The following is an 18,008-nucleotide window of genomic DNA, read 5'->3' as shown; positions in this document are numbered from 1 at the left end:
CTGATAAATCTTTGCTACCAAAGTCATGCGACCTCGGTAGATTATGCGGTATTAGCAACAATTTCTCGTTGTTATCCCCCTGCATAGGGCAGGTTACCCACGCGTTACTCACCCGTCCGCCACTAACCAAGAGAGCAAGCTCTCTTAGTCCGTTCGACTTGCATGTGTTAAGCACGCCGCCAGCGTTCATCCTGAGCCAGGATCAAACTCTCATATAAAAGTTTGTCCTACAACATTTAAGTTGTATTTGACTTAATTACTTGTACTTTTAAAGAATATCGCTATTCTTTAAGCACTTGATTCGAACTTTGTATAAAGTTCTTTTGAATCGACTGGTTTTATGGTTACTATTCTATTTTCAAAGTTCATTTCTTCTTTCACCGCTTGGGCTAACTTGTGTTGTCCTCAGCGACGTATTTAATAATATCATGGTGCTTAACTCTTGTCAACCACTTTTTTAGTTTTTTTTATGTTTTTTTACAACAATCTTTCATAGAGGTTTTCTATCAATTCTTCTGATCATTTTTGTATATTTAAGTTTGATGATTTTCATATATTTAAAAGAGAGTGAAAGGCAACTAGTATCATATTATTCTCATAAAGCCATTTTGCCAGCTGACTATCTGCTATATAGGCTTCAATACCTGCAAAATAAGGGTAGGTTATAGCAAATGGTACGAGTAAACAAACAATCCAAATACTTAGTAACCCTTTTCCTATCCCTGCTCCAAGTCCACCGATTTTATTTACAGTAGACACTACCGGTAAGTGAGATACCATTACATGTGTAGTATTTAAGAATATCGTTAATAATATTTTTAGAATTAACCATGTTACCAAAAGCGAAAGCAAACTTAATATAATATGCGTCAAATAGGTACTGACATAGTCGCCTACATGTGATACATTAAGTAGTTTATAGACTTCTTGATTATTATTTTTTATGATCTGTTCACTCATTAACTTTGGCAGCCATGTTATATTTTCACTAATAGCGTTTCCCTGAGTTTGTATACCTGTGCCAAATTCAACATGCGCCAGCTTGCTGGCAATCCATTTATTGATGATGCCATAAATAGGCGTTAGTTTTAAAAACGAATTAATAATAGGATACATTAAAAACGACAAAACAAATGCTATGATAGAACTTAACAATGTGATGATTGTCTTTAAAAGCCCTGTATAATATCCTATCATTCCAAATACTATAATGATACCAATAATAATAAGATCAAGCATATCTATTTTCTCTCCTTCTTTGGTTTTAGTAATATCACTTTATCCTTAGTTACAGCAATGCCTGCTTTTCTATCGGGCAGGTAAAATACTTTACTTACATCTAATGAAGTATTAAATTCAAATAATTTTATTCCCATCTTGTTGTAGCCCATAAAAAAATTTCTTTGTCCAAGTACTACCCCTTTATCATTCGCATAAAAGTAAGTAACGGGTTCATCCAATTTTAGATTAAAAAACATTTCTCCTTTTGCATTAAAATATGAAAGCTCATTTTGCTTATGTATAGTGCTTTTATTTAAATCTTTAGCAGAAATAATAGGTAAAAACCCATCTCCATAGCTGCTTGCTTTAACAATATACGGACTAAAATAGGCTAATACATTTTCTTGCCTTGCAATTTCCTGACCACTCATAGTATACCAGGTCATCCATTTATCCCCAATGCTTACCCACTCGTTATCTTTGATAAACTCTATTTCATAGATGAAGTTATCTTTTTGTTCTATGCCGTATAAACTATTATCTATTTTTTCTTCCTTAGGTTTTTGAATTTGTATAGCAAGTAAATTTGAGGTTAGAACTGGATTATCTACATCAATATAGCTTGTTAAAAGCAGTTCATTATTAGGAGACACTTCAGCTGCTGCAGGATACCCTGTATTTTTGGCTTTTACATGGCTTACTCTTTGTACACCTAATGAATTCCCTTTTTCATCATAGGCTGATACAATATGTGAGTCACCTAAATTTTCTATTACAGCTACACTGCCATTCTTATTAATAGAAAAGTAAGCTATTGGATTTTGACAAACAACTTCCCCTTGTTTACCTTTATCACTAAATATTGTAATAGTATTTCCCATTTTATTAGCTATTGCAATATAGGGTTCTCTTTGTCTTACAATATAGTTATCAAGTGTTAGCGTATCTGACCACAGTTCTTCTCCATCGAAATCATACGCCACTATTCCATTTTCAGTAACTTTAATCAGCTGTTTGTTATTTATCCCTACATATGTAGCACTCAGTATATCTAACTGAATAAGTTCTTTTTCTTGTTCTAAAACTGTATAATTCTTAGGGGTATCAACTAATGAGCCTCTAACAAATAATAAATAAGTAACTATGATGATCACAATCATAATTAATACACTTACCACTTGTCCTAGTGCCCTCTTACTTTTTAGTCTACTCACTTGCCCTACCTCCTGATTACGCTTCAATTATAGGATAAATATAGCCTCTATACCATATATAGAGGCTATATTTATGATTATTCTACTATACCTTGATATAAATTGATATAGACTTTAGCTGCATCATTCCAGGAAAACCCTTTTTTCATACCATTAAGCTGTATCTGTTTAAAATGTTCTGGGCGCTCGTTATAATACCAATACGCTTCTTCAATCTTACGATACATCCAGTACCCTGAGCATTCTTCGAATTCAAATCCTGTTCCTGTTTTTGTCTGCATATTATAATGAATAACAGTATCTTTTAATCCTCCTGTTTTTCTTACAATAGGTACAGAACCATATCGCATAGCTATAAGTTGCCCAAGTCCGCAAGGTTCAAAGAGTGATGGCATTAAAAAAACATCGCTTACAGCATATATTTTTTGGGCTAAAGATTCATTAAAGGTAAGAAAAACACCTGTTCTTTCTCTATACTTATAGGCTAAATGTCTAAACATATCCTCGTATTCCTTTTCTCCAGTGCCAAGTACTACAAGCTGTACATCCATCTGCATAATCTTATCCATAACCCATACATGTTCTATCGTTTCCTTCATTAGATCAAAACCTTTTTGATCAGTAATTCTAGAAACAATGCCTATAACCATACAGTCTTTTTCCAGAAGTCCATGTTCTTTCTGAAATAAAGCCTTGTTCTGCTTTTTTTTATGAAGAGATCTGTATGTATAATTTACATATAGGTTAGGATCTGTCTTAGGATTATAGATGTCATAATCTATGCCATTAAGTATCCCTTCGATTTTATACTCTAATTTTTCACTTAACAACCTGTCCAGTCCACATCCATATTCAAAAGTTTTTATTTCTTCTGCATAAGTTGGACTTACCGTCGTAATTTTATCAGAATAAATAAGTCCTGCTTTCATATAACTGACAGCTCCATGATATTCTATTTTATCTGGTGACATATAGTCTGATGATAATTCAAGAACATCCAATGCCTCTTTTCCAAATATCCCTTGGTATTTCATATTATGAATGGTATATACCGTTTTAATATCAGCATATAGTGGATCATAACTATATTGGTCTTTCAGCAGTAAACATAGTGGCCCCGTCTGCCAATCATTACAGTGAATAACATCCGGCACAAAATCTATATGCTTAATAAGCTCTAGTACCCCTTTACAAAAGAATGCAAATCTTTCATAATCGTCCTCATAGCCATAGAATTCAGGTCTTGAAAAATAAGTATCGCTTTTCAAAAAATATGTGGGAACTATCTGCTCATCAAAATAAACGCCTATCCCTTGAATCCTCCACCCTAAATGCACATCATAACTTGTTAAAAAGTGTTCATCATGTTCAAAAAACTTGCCTTCAATAGAACTATAGTAAGGCATGACAATGCGTGCATCTATCCCTTGTTCTTTAAGCTTTTTCGGCAACGCACCAACTACGTCTGCAAGCCCACCTGTTTTTGCATAAGGTGCTACTTCGCTTGATACAAATAAACACTTAAGTGGTATATCCTTCACCTTCATACCTCCTGATTTAAAACTTTAATAAACTCGTCTCTTTCTATAATACACTTTTAACTAATTAGTTGTATAGTATAATATTAAAAATTGCTAATTTTCACCTTACTCTGCCGGAAGTTTAAGCTTTTGTCCAACTCGAATAAAATCGGTATTGCCAAGTTCATTAATCTGAGCTATCTCTTTTGACATCTTCGAACTGCCGTATATATTATAACTTATATTAGCTAAAGTGTCCCCTTCTTTAACGATATATTCCTCATACTGTTTAATATTTTCTTTCTCGCTGTTACTTTTCTTTTCTTCTTGTTTTAGAGGCTCCACCGTTTCATCTTTTTCTTTAATTGCTGTTTTTTCAGAATTTGTCTCTTGATTTATTACAACTTCTTCGATTACTTCTTCTGCTGTACCCTTGGGTAACTCCCCTATAACATGGGTTGGTTCTATCTTATTTTCTGCCTCAAGCTGGTTTGTCTGAATAATAAATTTGATATCATCGTCTTCTTTAGTTATATTCTCTAAACCAGGTAATACGCCATTAGCTGCTATATTCGTATTAGAGGCAGCAATACTTTTAGTATTTCTATTATCATTCATTTTTACAATAACAGCTGTGAGTCCTATTAAAATAATACTTGCTACTATAACTGTTGCATTAACATTTTTTCTTTGTATGTATTCATGCTTACGCATTTTACCAATTTCTCTGAATTGGTTTACTACTGTATCTTCGATGACTTGTACTTCTTTTTTTACAAAAGGATGGTCAAGCATATATCTTTGCATCTCTTCATTTCTTTCATAATACATATAGTAGCCACTCTGTTCTTTAAGTTCTTCATTTTCATACACATAAAGTGTTTCAATCTTATTAACAGCATCTACCAGCATAAATATACTATCTTTTTCACCAAATACCCTTTTATGTTCCCGCAATTCTTTCATCGTAAGCATAGTACCATACCCTGGCTGCATATGCATCCAGCCAATAATTTGTTCATTCTTAAAGTACTCTTCTCTTTCTTGTTCTACTTCTTTTAGTACTTCTTCGTCAATCCATTCACTTTCGCCGCCTAAATGGTCCATTGGAATTGGAATGATCCCTCTTACTATAACTTCCTTGCTTTCAGGATAGTATTGTCCTAAAAAAACAGCTGAATTCTCTGTAGATAAATCTGCTAAAGCATACTGGTATAAATAAGTATACACATAGTCTTCTAAATAAATATGATAGTCACATTCTAGGTCTCCTATAGGTTTTACATTGCTTAATTCACTGATATGACTATTATTGTCTTTAATGTTTTTATCTTCTATCTCTAATAACTTACTATCTTCCTGTATGCTTTTTTCAGATGTATGTGCTTTATAATGATGATCGTTATTTTTCGGATTAAGATTATCTAAGTTTTTTCTATGCTCCTTTGGTCTATAAGTTATTTTTCCCATGTATACCACCTTCCATTTTTATCCATTTTAATTAGGATACTATAGACTTTGATAAATAATTTAATCTTTATTGTCGATCATCTTAGTTTTTTTATTTTCTTTTTTTTTGTTATTATTCCATTTTATACCATTTTACATTTATATGTATGTTTATATCTTTTTTTTAAATAAATATTTTATTGTTTTTTAAGATATCATAAAATTTGTAGCACTTTAAGATTTTTATTAATATATTAATTTATTATTATAATTTTTCATTATGTAAATAAATTCCAATTAAAATAGTAAATAAATATCCAAAAAAATGGGAAACTATAATGAGATAGCGAAAGTGGTGATAAAGATATGTATACAGAATTAAGTCCTAAGGTAAAACCCCTTTATATTAATACAAATGACAGCCATCATTTCAATACTTTTTGTAATAATCTTCAGGATTATTTAACGCATTTGTTGCCTCGTCATAATCATGAGTTAGTTATTGTATGTATTGGTACGGATCGCGCTACCGGTGATAGTTTAGGGCCATTAATCGGTTATAAACTTAAAGACCTTAAATACCAAAAAGTTTCATTGTACGGTGATTTAGACAATCCAGTACATGCTAAAAATTTAGAAGATATCATAGATAATATCAAACTGCTGCATGCTAATGCCCTTGTTATAGCTATTGACGCTTGTCTAGGCGCAATGTCTAATGTAGGGTGTATAACTATCGGCGAAGGCTCTATACGCCCTGGTGCTGGTGTACAAAAAGAATTACCTCCGATAGGCCATATTCATATTACAGGCATTGTTAACTTCAGCAGCCTTATGAATATGGTAATACTTCAAAATACCAGACTATCACTTGTTATGAAAATGGCTGATACCATTTCTTCTGGTATAAAGTATTGCCTATGGAGGTATTATAAATAATTATATTCTTTATTAAACTTCTAATTTTAAATCTCCGTCTTTAATCCAATTCTTCTTTCTCATAAAAGAAGCAAAGAGAAGCGTTAGTATTGCTGGTATTATAAAGTATACTGCTAATATTTTTATGAGTAATACTGTTTGACTTGTCTCGGCTTGTGACATCGTCTGCCAAGTAAGTATCGGGCCAACAAGCCCTGAAGTCCCCATACCAGCTCCCGCCGCAACATTTTCCATTTTAAATACCATCGTTGCCAACGGACCTGTTATGGCACTTGCAAGAATAGGCGGAATCCAGATCTTCGGATTTTTAATAATATTAGGCATTTGAAGCATAGATGTTCCAAGCCCTTGTGCTAATAAGCCATTTATTTTATTTTCTCTATAACTCATTACAGCAAATCCTATCATCTGGGCAGCACAGCCAGCTGTTGACGCACCCGCTGCAATACCTGATAATCCAAGTATCATACTAATAGCAGCTGAACTAATAGGCAGTGTTAAAAAAATCCCCATCGAGACTGATACGACTATCCCCATAAAAAAAGGTTGAAGTTCTGTAGCCACTTTAATAAAATCTCCCAGTACATTCATGAAACTTGACACTGGCGGTCCAATAATAAGCCCCGTTATACTACCAGCAATAATAGTTACAGCCGGTGTAATAAGTATATCTAACTTTGTTTTTCCTGCTACTAGTCTTCCTATCTCTACCCCTATCACTGCTGCAAGAAAAGCCCCCAGAGGATCTCCTGCACCACTTAGTAAAATCCCCCCCTCTGTAATCAGCTGCCCATTTACAAGCTTAACAGCATATGCTCCTATAAGTCCATTAAGCACGCTTGAGTAAAGCACAAGTTTACTCGCTCCTAAATTATGAGCAACACCTACTGCAATACCGACTCCTGTAAGTACAGCAGCTATCTGCCCGAGTGTCATTAAAAATTGTCCAAACCACAAATTAGGCATAAAGGATCCTATTTGTTTAAGAATAAGCCCTATCAACAACGTAGAAAATAACCCTAATGCCATACCACTGAGTCCATTAATCAGATACCTGTTTGTAAACTTTTTTACATATAATGTCCATTCTTTTTTATCATGCATATCTATTCCTCCTTAAAACAAGATAACACCTACACAAATATTAACACCTGTCATGTCACATGTCAATATTATATATTTACCCTTTTTATAGATCTTTAAGAGACCCATAAAGATTTAAGAGATACTACTCTTCGTGAGTGACCGCAATGTAATTTGATGTGTTATTTCCTTATTTATAGTATTTTTATTGTATTAATTCTATTTATTTTACAAAGCTTTTAAAGATAGAAAAATCTAAGTACCCTATTAGTACCATAATATATCTAGTGGCGTATAATTTTAATTCTTTCTTTATTAAATGGATATAAGAATGCAACACCATAAGGACTAAGCATATCTAGTGCGATGTGGCTTAGAATGCCGAGCGCTATTCCTACTCCAGCAACTATATTAATAAAAGCAACCAGCAAAAATATAATCGCTGTAAATAGTATGCCATGAGTTAAAGTCCTATGCCCAACTGAATTATAAAGAGCATATGGTAGGAGTGGAATAAATTTCGATATAAATGCCTCTGGATGATCAATGTCCGGAAGAATGCTTCCTAAAGTGCAACATCCGTAAAATATAACAACTTGCTGTGGATCTATTTGTATTAGTTGATGTGCTCCATACGCTAAGGCAATACCACCAATAATATGTGTTCTGTAATCCATATTAGCTCACCTCTTAAGCATATTATGTACAAAACTATACATAGAATACCCAATTCGGAGACATAATAAAAGCATAACTACAACTTAGAACTTTGTTCACCTGTAGTTATGCTTATTTTTAAGCTTGCAATCTATATTTGACAATTTGACGTTCTTCTTTACGAAGATCTTCAAGCCGTTCATCTATAGAGTTAATAACATCTAGATCTAGAGCATTGAAGCGTGAGAACTTGGATTGCTCTAGGTCATACATAGTATTTCTAACATTATTTAGCTTTAACTCACTTAGTTTATACTTGATTTCATCTCTCTCAAGTTCTTCTCCGGCTAATTTCATCTTAATTAGTCTTTTTTCTTTGCTTCTTTTCGTCTGTTCTTTAATCATCTGTAGTAGCAACTTGACTTTAGATTCTCTTTTTTTGGTACATTCAATCATCTCCTGTAATTTTAATGTTTTTTATACTGCCTTGTTTTAACTGCACGCCAAGGAGAAATAATGTGTGACTACTACTTATAGAAATTGATTACACCTTTCACTGGCTCGTTAATGTAGTTTACAGCGACCTCACTTGCGCTCAGATTTTTTTGTTAATGGGTCCATCTCATCAATCCATGCTCCAAAACACTTTATACATATGCCATCTTGATTCCAGTGATCCATAAGGCTCATTATTTCACCACAGCTGTCACATATGCACCATTCCATTAGTGCTACTTTAAAAGTCATTTGTATGATCTCCTTTCACATAGCAGATATAATTTAAGACTATGTAGAGCAAACTAAGTGTGTCTATGTGCAAAATATGCGCAAAAACAGCTAAAAATTCCCCTATTTATTTTCCCCTACTATTTTTCCCCTACAAAAATTCCCCCTACTGCTTTTTATTACTTTTAATATATGATATTCGGTGTGTTCTCTCGACATATGTTTATACAAAAACCTATTATTGTGCCCTTGTCTATAATTATATAGTGAAAGGAGGGGCAATATGGGAAATTTTGAAGAAACAACTCAAACAATCGGCGAGATAAGACAATTACTCCAGAGCTTGATAAATGAAAAACAAAGCTTATTAGATCCTGAAGTACTTGTTGCTAGCCAAAAACTTGATGATGCTTTGAATACATACGAAAGTACTCTTAAAGAATCAGGCAAGTAAAAACAAAAGGGAGAGATTGAAAACTCTCTCCCTACACTAATTAAAATGATATTTTTGATTATAGATATAAAGGTAACAGATTAATATTCTAATAATTTAATCCTATAAGCATTTCTCTATGACTAAAACAAAAAACCCTATCACTTATTTCTTGTTGTTCATAGAAAAATGCAAAAGGCTCTCCTGAAATTGAACTGTAACCCACGACAACTCCTTTGCCTAAACGTTCGTGGGTTATTATTTTCCCTAAAAAATCTAATCCTTTACAGCTTTCTTCAACGATTTTTACAACACTTGTATCTAAATGATCCATTATTATCTCTCCTTTTCAATTTTCGATTTTATTAGGTTATCTTTTGATTTTATTTAATATTTTATTGTTTAGTGATATTATGAATATATACTAAAGATAAGGAGGTGTTTTATATGTTAAACACAGGTGAAAGACCAGGCAAAGGTGATTATGAATGTACTGTATGTGGTGAAATTGTTACGCTCAATAATAATACTGACACATTACCCATTTGCCCAAGATGCCATAAAACTACTTACGTCAAACTTTAGTATGAAAATCTTGAGTAGCTTCATTCAAATATCCAAATAGCTTACATAAGTGTTGCTTATCAAATGTGCTATTTGGATGTTCTGAAGATACTTTTATTATGCCTTGCCTATTCCAACTTCTTACAAATCTGACTTTTAATAAATATCTTTTATTGATTGAATACTTTGTGATACTCTCCTATAATTAAAATATGTGTTAGATAATTCAAGCTTTAGAAGGAGAATTTATGGACGCTATTACTTTTATCTTAATGTTATTACTTGCTGTAGTTTTATATATAGTGGTTACAAAAATCGGTATGGTTGCAGCTAATTATGTAGGTGAAAAACTAGGCTTGGCAAAGTTAATTAATCTTTTATTGCAGAAAAGAAAAAAATAAATTTTAATCCTCCTACCAATATCAATTTTCATTAAGCTCTTTTATTGTTTATTTGAATATGTTAGAATTGTCAAATAAATCGAGGAGGAACTTAATATTGAAATACTATAATAAAAAATTTAAAACTTTTATTATTTGTTATACTGGATTATTTCTCACTGCTACTATCATCCCATATATGCTAGGACTAGTATCTCCTGGAATTATCTATATTGGCATCAGCATTCAACAATTATTTTTTGCTTATAACGCGTATAAACTTAAACAAAATGGCAATCTTATATTTAATTTATGTTCAGCAGTATTTTTCATATTTTTTTCAGTATATGTATTTTTAACTGGCCGAGGCTATTAGTAGCCTCTTTTTCTATCAAAATTGAATTTTACAATATTAAGCTTTTAAATTAATGTGATATGATGCTGTTTAGAGAATTTTATTGATACATACATCTATTTCTGATAAACTCGTTTAATAGGCAATAGATTTCTTATATTATTTATTCAGCCACTTCTTTCTAAAGGGTTATTATGTTATTCCCCTTTCAATTGGCTCTTAAGGGTCAATTTAAAAGCAAGGCAAGGAAGGAGGATGTGGTGCTCATGATAAATCAAATCATGGAAATACGCTCATACGGCATAGTACTTATTATGCTTGCTGCAGTGGGTTTGACATTGGCTTTAATAGTACTTTTACTTTCATTCGTGTCAAAACGCTAAACACTTCAGCATAAGAAAATCTATTGCCTATTTTATTTTCATAGCTCAATCTCTATAATTGTTGCCTGAATCAAACAAAAATTCATTTTTATTAGTTTTTCATAAAACACATACTTACATAAAAAAATGGCTATTCTAAATTTGAGTATTTATAAAAACCTTGAGGTATTATATGAAAAACATAAATAGATTAAAATTATTAATATCTATTATCCTAATAATCACCTTGTTTTCCCATGTCTCTGCAACCGATAAAGCTTTGATACTTGGTCCAGTTATTTCTAATATTCCTGAACCTGCACCACCTGTTTCTGCTCTGGAGCATCACCAAACTGTGACCAATTATATTAATCGATTGAAATCTATGCATAATAGGATTTTTCAACTAGTCCAACTTACGCTTGATACACCTCCAAGAGATATAGAAGCTCTAATACGAAGTATTAATTCTATCAAAAGCGAAGTTCATTCCATCCGGAGAGAACTTCGAGAATATCATTCCCATGTGCAACCTACTGGTGTACAAACTAGAGACACAGTGCTTCTCTTTAATATTCTTAATCATATTAACAACCAGTTATTTTATTTAGAACAATTATCCTCTACATCAAACAAGGTTGAAAAAGTTATACAACTAGAAAATTTTTTTCACGCTAGAATATCAGCCTTATATACTCTCATTGCAATTGAAGAATTTCTTTTACAACCATAAAGTGTATTTTATTTAATGATTTAGTCGAATCAACCCTACTAAGTCTTTAAATTTTTATCCACTTATAAATAGTCAATTTGTTATCTCTCATGATATGTAGAAGAGCATAGAAAAATAATTTCACGTGCTCCTCTTAAACCTTTTAAATTATCTACAACAAGTTCTTGAACAACAATGCTTTCTTGAACGATCTTCTCCTCTACAGCTGCCTCGCCCCAATTTTCTAATTGCTCTTTCTAGTGCTTCTTCGCGCTCACATCCACCTAATAGATTTTCTGGTTTTCTTTCACAATCTTTCTTACATTTACACATATTCAATTCCTCCTTGTTTTATAGTGATAGTACAAAAAGTACTTCCCCTAATAACGTATGCTATCATTCCAAAGAGGGACACTATTTTGCATATTTTTTATTTAATCTGTCATTTGCTGGAATACTACATCAAAGTCCATGAATTCGTATCAGATAAGCCTCAATCAAGATTAGCCTTTATGCTCTTATTTTGGACAGGAATGCGGTGTGGCGAGCTTTTAGCCCTTAGCTTAAAGTATGTAGACCTAGACGCAAAAATAATCAATGTAAGCAAATCTTATGCACGCCTTAATAAAGAGGATCTTATTAATCCTCCTAAAACACCTAAAAGTAAACGCATAATAACTATCCCACATTTTTTAGTCGATGAAATAAATAATTATGTTGCATTATTATACGATTATCAAGCTACTGATAGATTATTTACTTTCAGTAAGCATTTACTTGTACGTGAAATGAATACAAACCCTATTTTAATATCAGAAAGATTAGGCCATGAAAAAGTTCAAACTACATTGGAGATATATTCACATCTTTACCCTAACAAACATGATGAGGTTGCGGAAAGATTAGATATTTTTAAAAATAGTACCAAACCAGTTCCAGACACAAATACATAAATCCTAAATCACTTGTAAATCAAGGGCTTATATATTTAAGAGATACTACTCTTCGTGAATAGTATCTCTTAAATAACCTTTTTTATGAAGTTCCTCTTCAATAATATCTAACTCCTCTTTACTGCTTGCCTCAATTGTATGCATATGCATTCCATTTGTAAGATGCATAAGCGGTGTTGCACTTGTATTATTAACTTTATCAACAAACTGCTTAATGTCTCTTCTTGTTTTTAACATGAGGTCTCCAACTAATTCCCCATATATCGGGTGACTAATAATGACATCTCTTACTCTCCCCCCATTATCAACGATTGTATTAAGTTCATCTTCTAATTCTTCAGGTGTATGCTTAACTAATATCACACGTTTCTGCATCATTCCTGCTTCTTGATTAAGAATATAGCCTCTTGCAGTAGCCAATATATCATAGCCTGAGGCTCTTAAAAGCGCTACGTCTTGTACAATAATCTGTCTGCTCACCTTAAGTTCTTTTGACAAGTGTGTACCGCTAGTTGGCTGTGTCGTTTCATTTAGAAAGCCTAGAATAAGTTCTCTTCTTTTTTCTCCATCCATTGGTTTAATCCTCTCTTATAAACTTTTATTACTTATTATTAAACTATACAACTAAAAATAGTTCAAGCTTTGCAGCCTGAACTATTTTAAAATCTACTGACTTATTCTTTTCAAAAGTGCTTCTCGAAGTGTTTCATACCCTTTTTTTCCAAGTAATGCAAACATATTTTTCTTATATTCTTCTACCCCTGGTTGATCAAATGGATTAACACCGAGTAAGTATCCACTTATTCCACAAGCTTTCTCGAAGAAATAGATCAATTTACCCATCTGATAAGGTGTAAGCTCAGGTACATTAATAACCATATTAGGTACACCCCCATCTACATGTGCAAGAAGCGTTCCTTCAAATGCTTTTTTATTAACAAAATCCATCGTTTGTCCTGCTAAATAATTTAATCCATCTAAATCTACAGGCTCTTCTTCTAGGGTAATATCAAGTTTAGGTGTTTCTATATTGATAACTGTTTCAAATAAAAGACGTTGACCATCTTGAATATATTGTCCTAATGAATGCAGGTCTGTTGAAAAATTAACCGATGAAGGATAAATCCCTTTTTGATCTTTTCCTTCACTTTCTCCATATAATTGTTTCCACCACTCACCGAAATACTGTAGTGTAGGCTCATAATTTACTACAACTTCAACATTTTTACCTTTTCTAAGAAGAGCATTTCTAATCACTGCATATTTGTAGCATTCGTTTTCATCAACATTTTGATTTTGATATTCAGCCCTTGCATCAGCTGCCCCTTGCATCATCTCATCTAAGTTAATACCAGCTGCGGCTATCGGAAGCAGACCAACTGCTGTAAGTACTGAGAAACGACCACCTACATCATCTGGAATAACAAAAGTTTGATACCCTTCTTCTTTTGCTAAGGTTAGAAGTGCACCTTTTTTTTCATCTGTAGTTGCAAAAATACGCTCCCGCGCGCCTTCCTTACCATACTTTTGTTCCATAAATTTCTTAAATACACGAAACGCAATAGCCGGCTCTGTTGTTGTGCCTGACTTTGAAATAACATTCACGCTTACTTCTTTACCATCACATATATCTAAGAGCTCCTTAAGATATGAACCCGAAATATTATTACCTACATAATATATTTCAGGCGTCTTTCTTTGTTCTTTACTAAGTGCATTATAGAAGGTATGACTAAGCGCGTCTATGCAGGCTCTAGCGCCTAAGTAAGAGCCTCCTATACCTATTACAATCAGAACATCTGAATCAGCTTTAATTTTTTCAGCTGATTTTTTTATTTTTTCAAATTCGTTTTTATCATAATTTACAGGTAAGTCTATCCATCCTAAAAAATCACTTCCAGCACCATTTTTTTCGTGTAACATCTGATGAGCTAATTTTACTTGTTCTTTTAAAAACTCTAATTCATAGGGTTGTACACCTGTTTTAGAGTAATCAACTGTAATCTTCTTCATGATCTATACCCTCCTGGCATTTGATAGGATAACATTCCTATCACATTATAAATCAATTTATATTTTTTTTAAATATACAATAATTATCTGATTAGGTCAAGTTTAAAAACTTTTATAGCAAAGCTATACAAATAGAATAAGAAGCTCTTTTATAAGCTTCTTTTATTGAAATATCCCTATTAGTTTAACAATATCCTGCATGCTTAATTCATCATTTGATACTTTTTCTTTTTCGCGGTATTCGCTTATTGCAGACTCTATGGCATCTTCTGTCTTCAATTCTCTTTCAAGTTCCGTTACTCTTGTCCTTAGCCGAACGATTTCTTTATTCGTAAGACTTTTTCTAACTTCCATAGGATAAACATTAAGCAGATAATCTTGTACTAACATGATAACAACATCATTTTGATCTTCTACACTTTTAATATACTTGAACATCTCAATCATAATAGTAAGTAAAATGCTTGTAGTAATAATAAGGATAGTTGGTACTTCATGGGTTGTATTATTAATAAATGCAACAATACCTTCTAAAAAAATAATCCCCCACATTACCCTCGTAGCCTTAAGTGCAATACTTTTTACTGCTGCAAAAGGAAATTTTCCTATGTATTCTTTATATAAAGTTGATTTAATAATACTTTCTATATTAGCTTCTTCTCCAATAGTATCAATACATTCCTTATACTTTTTAATAACTTTTTCTATAAAGGCCACATGGGACTGTGTTTTATAAGCTCTTGGACTGCTATATATTCCTAGGCTTATTTCTATACCTTTAAACTTATTACTCATCATATACGTTGTAAAAATAATAATAGCTGCTAATATAAGTTCTGTTATAAATAGTGCTATAAGCATATACTTCCTCCTTTTGTATTTAACTGGACTCTATATTATCTTTAGTAGTTATTATTATTTTACCATTTTTTTACATTTATTCAAGTATAAGTTTCTAAATTGATTATAAAAAAGGCATCTTTTATCCTAAATAGGATGAATAGATGCCTTTTCCCTCATATATTGTTTCATACTATAGCTTTATAAATTTTCCAAGATTGCTTCTATCATTTTACTGGCATTCCTAGCTGCAATATTTACAAACTCTTCAAAATTTGTATCCGCACTATGATCTGCTTTATCAGATATGGCTCTTATTATAACAAAAGGTACTTGATTAAGATAACAAGTATGTGCTATAGCCGCACCTTCCATCTCTGCACAATAAGCTGTAAACATAGAATAGATCGCTTCTTTTACTTTGATACTCGAAATAAACTGATCACCACTTGCTATTCTTCCCACAAGCACTTTATGATCTCCATCTATTTTTTCTGCTGCATCCTGCGCAATTTGTACCAGACGCTCATCTGCTTCAAAATAAGTTTTATTCATACGCGGGATTTCTCCTTTAGGATTACCTACGGCTGAAGCGTCCATATCATGTTCTACTGTATCACTTGATATAACAATATCCCCGATATTGATCTCAGGATGAAGACCTCCAGCAACACCTGTATTTATAATACACTGTGTATGAAATTGATCTATAAGAACCTGAGTACATACCGCAGCATTGACCTTTCCGATGCCACATCTTACAACAACAATTTCTTTATCATTTATCGCGCCTGTACAAAACTCCATACTTGCTACTGTCTTAATATCTTTAATGACCATCTTTCTTTTAAGTGAAATAACCTCTTCATCCATTGCACCTATAATGCCTATCATTTGTTTACTCCTCTCAGTATATATATCTTGTATTTATAGCTTTTACATTTTAAATAGTTGCTTGCGAGTCTAGCATTTTAATGCAAATCCTCTTTAACATACAACTTATTGATTTCTAAATTGATCTATTAAGTATCTGTAATTTACGCTGCAATATTTCTTCCAGCCTTTTTAACATATAATCTGTATTGGTTTCCCCATGCTTTTCTATAAAGTCCAAATTGTCTATAGCCACATCTAATATAATTTGTATCCAGCGCATTATTTTTTGTGAAGTTACACTTTCTTCACTGTAATTAATAATTATCGTACTGTGCATATAATCAATATAAGTAGATTGTATCCCTTTTAATAATTTAAAAGCCTCCGTTATATATCTATCGTATACCTTATATTTTTTATCTAGCTCAGATAGCTTTGCAATATGTATCTTTAATACACCAGGTTTATTTTCTACAATCGTCAACTTAATAAAACTTTTTATAAATTGTTTTTTTAACCCATTCATGTAACCGCCTCCTTTATATTAATTTATGAGGCATGATTTGTGTGTAGACATATTGCTTAACAATCTACTAAACTTTATATTTTCATCTTATTTTAAGGACGCTTTAAATCCACATTTTTAGATTGTATAAGATGATATTGGTCCTTGAAAAATTGATTAAGTCTTGTTAGCGAGTTAATCAGTACCTCATTATCTTCATCTGATAATTTATCTACCATTGCTTTAACCATCGTCTGATGAAAACTCTCGTGTACCTTATAGGCAAGCTTTCCTTTATGCGATAATTCTATTTCTACAAATCGTCTGTCATCCTCTGAACGTTTTCTTACGACATACTCTTTCTTTACTAGTCGGTTAATTGAAGTTGTAAGTGTCCCTACAGTAATACCGACTTGCCCCGCTACGTCTGTCATCGTTCTTGGCGTCTCGCCTATGGCTTCTAGAACATGCATCTCTGTAATGGATAAATCACTAAATCTGCTGTTTTGGAGTGCTGTTTTTTCAATAGTAAGTATATCATTAAATAGTTCTACGAGCAGCTCATTAACAATTTTAATTGACCCCTTCAAATAGGTTGCCTCCTCTTGTTATTGATTTAGTTATTTTGATTCTCAAACTTTTTCATATTCAAAGTTTAAAGTGTAATGTTTGTATTGTCAAGAATAACCCAATTTTATATTGATTCTCTGTAACATTAATAAATTTCTCATTTTTTGGTAATAATAAGTTTAGGAGGTGTCTAATATGGCTAAATCACTTTTCAAACACTCTATGACAGCTATAAAAACTAAATTCACACTTATCTATATCTTAAATTGCACGGATATGCTATTTACTTATACTTTACTCAAAACAGGTCATTTTTATGAAGCAAATTTAATCATGCGCCCTATCGTTTCTAACCCCTTTTTAAGTATATTAGTTAAGATCATTTTTCCAGCTGTCTTAATTCTCGCAGTACTTCCTCATCTTAAAGAAGAAAGCCTTACCTCTATTAAGCTATGTACTATTTTTATAAATATTGTTATACTAGCTTACCTCGCAATTAATATTTTACACGTGTACTATCTTATCAATATCTTATTTTTTTTATAACCCTTCATTTTTATAATACCTGTACTACATTCAGAAAGCTTGTCATATGCTATATAAAGCTCAGATAGTTTTACTGCACATATTTAATGC

General features: G+C 32.3%; 24 protein-coding genes and 1 rRNA gene. 8 read left to right on the top strand and 17 right to left on the bottom strand.

All coding sequences use genetic code 11. The features are described 5' to 3' along the window. The 5 genes from BN3326_RS22265 to BN3326_RS18250 form a co-directional block, all read right to left on the bottom strand. Positions 1 to 218 (bottom strand): 16S ribosomal RNA (locus tag BN3326_RS22265); the annotation flags it as partial. Positions 219 to 549: 331 nt separating this feature from the next. Then, positions 550 to 1,239, bottom strand: coding sequence for a CvpA family protein (locus tag BN3326_RS18265; RefSeq protein ID WP_070000697.1), 690 nt, complete (start codon positions 1,237 to 1,239; stop codon positions 550 to 552). 2 nt (positions 1,240 to 1,241) lie between these two features. Further along, positions 1,242 to 2,435: a DUF5711 family protein gene (locus tag BN3326_RS18260; protein WP_070000696.1), complete on the bottom strand. Its 1,194-nt coding sequence runs from the start codon at positions 2,433 to 2,435 to the stop codon at positions 1,242 to 1,244. Between the two features lie 77 nt (positions 2,436 to 2,512). Then, positions 2,513 to 3,976 carry a glycogen synthase gene (locus tag BN3326_RS18255; RefSeq protein WP_083258928.1) on the bottom strand — a complete coding sequence of 488 codons (1,464 nt, stop codon included), beginning with the start codon at positions 3,974 to 3,976 and terminating at the stop codon, positions 2,513 to 2,515. A 105-nt stretch (positions 3,977 to 4,081) separates the two neighbouring features. Then, on the bottom strand, positions 4,082 to 5,425 hold the full coding sequence (locus BN3326_RS18250) for a LysM peptidoglycan-binding domain-containing protein (protein WP_070000693.1): 1,344 nt from the start codon (positions 5,423 to 5,425) through the stop codon (positions 4,082 to 4,084). Positions 5,426 to 5,770: 345 nt separating this feature from the next. Here BN3326_RS18250 and yyaC point away from each other — a divergent pair, with 345 nt between their 5' ends. After that, positions 5,771 to 6,343: a spore protease YyaC gene (yyaC, locus tag BN3326_RS18245; protein ID WP_070000692.1), complete on the top strand. Its 573-nt coding sequence runs from the start codon at positions 5,771 to 5,773 to the stop codon at positions 6,341 to 6,343. A 12-nt stretch (positions 6,344 to 6,355) separates the two neighbouring features. Here yyaC and BN3326_RS18240 read toward each other — a convergent pair whose 3' ends face one another. The 4 genes from BN3326_RS18240 to BN3326_RS22100 form a co-directional block, all read right to left on the bottom strand. Beyond that, positions 6,356 to 7,447 (bottom strand): PTS sugar transporter subunit IIC, encoded by a 1,092-nt coding sequence (locus BN3326_RS18240; protein ID WP_070000691.1) that lies wholly within the window; start codon positions 7,445 to 7,447, stop codon positions 6,356 to 6,358. 263 nt (positions 7,448 to 7,710) lie between these two features. Then, entirely contained in the window at positions 7,711 to 8,103 is a 393-nt protein-coding gene (locus BN3326_RS18235) for a metal-dependent hydrolase (RefSeq protein ID WP_070000690.1), read from the bottom strand. A gap of 118 nt (positions 8,104 to 8,221) precedes the next feature. Continuing rightward, positions 8,222 to 8,539 (bottom strand): hypothetical protein, encoded by a 318-nt coding sequence (locus BN3326_RS18230; RefSeq protein ID WP_207646371.1) that lies wholly within the window; start codon positions 8,537 to 8,539, stop codon positions 8,222 to 8,224. 129 nt (positions 8,540 to 8,668) lie between these two features. After that, positions 8,669 to 8,830 carry a hypothetical protein gene (locus BN3326_RS22100; RefSeq protein ID WP_171903864.1) on the bottom strand — a complete coding sequence of 54 codons (162 nt, stop codon included), beginning with the start codon at positions 8,828 to 8,830 and terminating at the stop codon, positions 8,669 to 8,671. 262 nt (positions 8,831 to 9,092) lie between these two features. Here BN3326_RS22100 and BN3326_RS18225 point away from each other — a divergent pair, with 262 nt between their 5' ends. After that, entirely contained in the window at positions 9,093 to 9,263 is a 171-nt protein-coding gene (locus BN3326_RS18225) for an aspartyl-phosphate phosphatase Spo0E family protein (RefSeq protein WP_070000688.1), read from the top strand. An 88-nt stretch (positions 9,264 to 9,351) separates the two neighbouring features. On the opposite strand, the gene BN3326_RS18220 is transcribed toward BN3326_RS18225, so the two are convergent. After that, positions 9,352 to 9,576 carry a hypothetical protein gene (locus BN3326_RS18220; RefSeq protein ID WP_070000687.1) on the bottom strand — a complete coding sequence of 75 codons (225 nt, stop codon included), beginning with the start codon at positions 9,574 to 9,576 and terminating at the stop codon, positions 9,352 to 9,354. Between the two features lie 113 nt (positions 9,577 to 9,689). Here BN3326_RS18220 and BN3326_RS18215 point away from each other — a divergent pair, with 113 nt between their 5' ends. From BN3326_RS18215 to BN3326_RS18200, 4 genes are all read left to right on the top strand, one after another. Beyond that, complete coding sequence (locus BN3326_RS18215) at positions 9,690 to 9,827, top strand: zinc ribbon-containing protein (protein ID WP_070000686.1); 138 nt, start codon at positions 9,690 to 9,692, stop codon at positions 9,825 to 9,827. A 227-nt stretch (positions 9,828 to 10,054) separates the two neighbouring features. Continuing rightward, entirely contained in the window at positions 10,055 to 10,207 is a 153-nt protein-coding gene (locus tag BN3326_RS22095; RefSeq protein ID WP_171903863.1) for a hypothetical protein, read from the top strand. A 97-nt stretch (positions 10,208 to 10,304) separates the two neighbouring features. After that, entirely contained in the window at positions 10,305 to 10,562 is a 258-nt protein-coding gene (locus tag BN3326_RS22260) for a hypothetical protein (RefSeq protein ID WP_070000685.1), read from the top strand. 534 nt (positions 10,563 to 11,096) lie between these two features. Further along, positions 11,097 to 11,636, top strand: a complete 540-nt coding sequence (locus BN3326_RS18200; RefSeq protein WP_070000683.1) for a hypothetical protein — start codon at positions 11,097 to 11,099, stop codon at positions 11,634 to 11,636. A 147-nt stretch (positions 11,637 to 11,783) separates the two neighbouring features. Here BN3326_RS18200 and BN3326_RS22090 read toward each other — a convergent pair whose 3' ends face one another. Next, positions 11,784 to 11,948, bottom strand: coding sequence for a hypothetical protein (locus tag BN3326_RS22090; RefSeq protein ID WP_171903862.1), 165 nt, complete (start codon positions 11,946 to 11,948; stop codon positions 11,784 to 11,786). Positions 11,949 to 12,034: 86 nt separating this feature from the next. Between BN3326_RS22090 and BN3326_RS18195 the strand changes: the two genes are divergently transcribed. Beyond that, positions 12,035 to 12,568 carry a site-specific integrase gene (locus tag BN3326_RS18195; RefSeq protein WP_070000682.1) on the top strand — a complete coding sequence of 178 codons (534 nt, stop codon included), beginning with the start codon at positions 12,035 to 12,037 and terminating at the stop codon, positions 12,566 to 12,568. Positions 12,569 to 12,613: 45 nt separating this feature from the next. On the opposite strand, the gene BN3326_RS18190 is transcribed toward BN3326_RS18195, so the two are convergent. The 6 genes from BN3326_RS18190 to BN3326_RS18165 form a co-directional block, all read right to left on the bottom strand. Continuing rightward, complete coding sequence (locus tag BN3326_RS18190; protein WP_070000681.1) at positions 12,614 to 13,141, bottom strand: transcription repressor NadR; 528 nt, start codon at positions 13,139 to 13,141, stop codon at positions 12,614 to 12,616. 93 nt (positions 13,142 to 13,234) lie between these two features. After that, positions 13,235 to 14,581, bottom strand: coding sequence for a glucose-6-phosphate isomerase (locus BN3326_RS18185; protein ID WP_070000680.1), 1,347 nt, complete (start codon positions 14,579 to 14,581; stop codon positions 13,235 to 13,237). Positions 14,582 to 14,743: 162 nt separating this feature from the next. Continuing rightward, positions 14,744 to 15,442, bottom strand: coding sequence for a hypothetical protein (locus BN3326_RS18180; protein WP_070000679.1), 699 nt, complete (start codon positions 15,440 to 15,442; stop codon positions 14,744 to 14,746). Between the two features lie 180 nt (positions 15,443 to 15,622). Beyond that, positions 15,623 to 16,315, bottom strand: coding sequence for a 5'-methylthioadenosine/adenosylhomocysteine nucleosidase (locus BN3326_RS18175; RefSeq protein WP_070000678.1), 693 nt, complete (start codon positions 16,313 to 16,315; stop codon positions 15,623 to 15,625). 115 nt (positions 16,316 to 16,430) lie between these two features. Further along, a complete protein-coding gene (locus tag BN3326_RS18170) occupies positions 16,431 to 16,823 on the bottom strand; it encodes a hypothetical protein (protein WP_070000677.1) in 393 nt (130 codons plus the stop codon). 92 nt (positions 16,824 to 16,915) lie between these two features. Next, on the bottom strand, positions 16,916 to 17,392 hold the full coding sequence (locus BN3326_RS18165; protein WP_070000676.1) for a MarR family winged helix-turn-helix transcriptional regulator: 477 nt from the start codon (positions 17,390 to 17,392) through the stop codon (positions 16,916 to 16,918). A gap of 175 nt (positions 17,393 to 17,567) precedes the next feature. Here BN3326_RS18165 and BN3326_RS18160 point away from each other — a divergent pair, with 175 nt between their 5' ends. Beyond that, positions 17,568 to 17,918 carry a DUF5658 family protein gene (locus BN3326_RS18160; protein WP_070000675.1) on the top strand — a complete coding sequence of 117 codons (351 nt, stop codon included), beginning with the start codon at positions 17,568 to 17,570 and terminating at the stop codon, positions 17,916 to 17,918. Positions 17,919 to 18,008 lie beyond the last annotated feature (90 nt).

The sequence above is a fragment of the Cellulosilyticum sp. I15G10I2 genome (assembly GCF_900095725.1).
Classification (GTDB): domain Bacteria; phylum Bacillota; class Clostridia; order Lachnospirales; family Cellulosilyticaceae; genus FMMP01.
The sequence above is the reverse complement of the archived record's forward strand: the minus strand, read 5'-3'. Positions and strand labels throughout refer to the sequence as shown.

Coding starts and splice junctions, on each gene's coding strand:
- BN3326_RS18190 (WP_070000681.1), bottom strand. CDS start 13,141: ATGGATGGAGAAAAAAGAAGAGAACTTATTCTAGGCTTTCTAAATGAA.
- BN3326_RS22095 (WP_171903863.1), top strand. CDS start 10,055: ATGGACGCTATTACTTTTATCTTAATGTTATTACTTGCTGTAGTTTTA.
- BN3326_RS22090 (WP_171903862.1), bottom strand. CDS start 11,948: ATGTGTAAATGTAAGAAAGATTGTGAAAGAAAACCAGAAAATCTATTA.
- BN3326_RS18160 (WP_070000675.1), top strand. CDS start 17,568: ATGGCTAAATCACTTTTCAAACACTCTATGACAGCTATAAAAACTAAA.
- BN3326_RS18185 (WP_070000680.1), bottom strand. CDS start 14,581: ATGAAGAAGATTACAGTTGATTACTCTAAAACAGGTGTACAACCCTAT.
- yyaC (WP_070000692.1), top strand. CDS start 5,771: ATGTATACAGAATTAAGTCCTAAGGTAAAACCCCTTTATATTAATACA.
- BN3326_RS18170 (WP_070000677.1), bottom strand. CDS start 16,823: ATGAATGGGTTAAAAAAACAATTTATAAAAAGTTTTATTAAGTTGACG.
- BN3326_RS18250 (WP_070000693.1), bottom strand. CDS start 5,425: ATGGGAAAAATAACTTATAGACCAAAGGAGCATAGAAAAAACTTAGAT.
- BN3326_RS18265 (WP_070000697.1), bottom strand. CDS start 1,239: ATGCTTGATCTTATTATTATTGGTATCATTATAGTATTTGGAATGATA.
- BN3326_RS18180 (WP_070000679.1), bottom strand. CDS start 15,442: ATGCTTATAGCACTATTTATAACAGAACTTATATTAGCAGCTATTATT.
- BN3326_RS18225 (WP_070000688.1), top strand. CDS start 9,093: ATGGGAAATTTTGAAGAAACAACTCAAACAATCGGCGAGATAAGACAA.
- BN3326_RS18200 (WP_070000683.1), top strand. CDS start 11,097: ATGAAAAACATAAATAGATTAAAATTATTAATATCTATTATCCTAATA.
- BN3326_RS18240 (WP_070000691.1), bottom strand. CDS start 7,447: ATGCATGATAAAAAAGAATGGACATTATATGTAAAAAAGTTTACAAAC.
- BN3326_RS18220 (WP_070000687.1), bottom strand. CDS start 9,576: ATGGATCATTTAGATACAAGTGTTGTAAAAATCGTTGAAGAAAGCTGT.
- BN3326_RS18235 (WP_070000690.1), bottom strand. CDS start 8,103: ATGGATTACAGAACACATATTATTGGTGGTATTGCCTTAGCGTATGGA.
- BN3326_RS18230 (WP_207646371.1), bottom strand. CDS start 8,539: ATGATTGAATGTACCAAAAAAAGAGAATCTAAAGTCAAGTTGCTACTA.
- BN3326_RS18175 (WP_070000678.1), bottom strand. CDS start 16,315: ATGATAGGCATTATAGGTGCAATGGATGAAGAGGTTATTTCACTTAAA.
- BN3326_RS18215 (WP_070000686.1), top strand. CDS start 9,690: ATGTTAAACACAGGTGAAAGACCAGGCAAAGGTGATTATGAATGTACT.
- BN3326_RS22100 (WP_171903864.1), bottom strand. CDS start 8,830: ATGACTTTTAAAGTAGCACTAATGGAATGGTGCATATGTGACAGCTGT.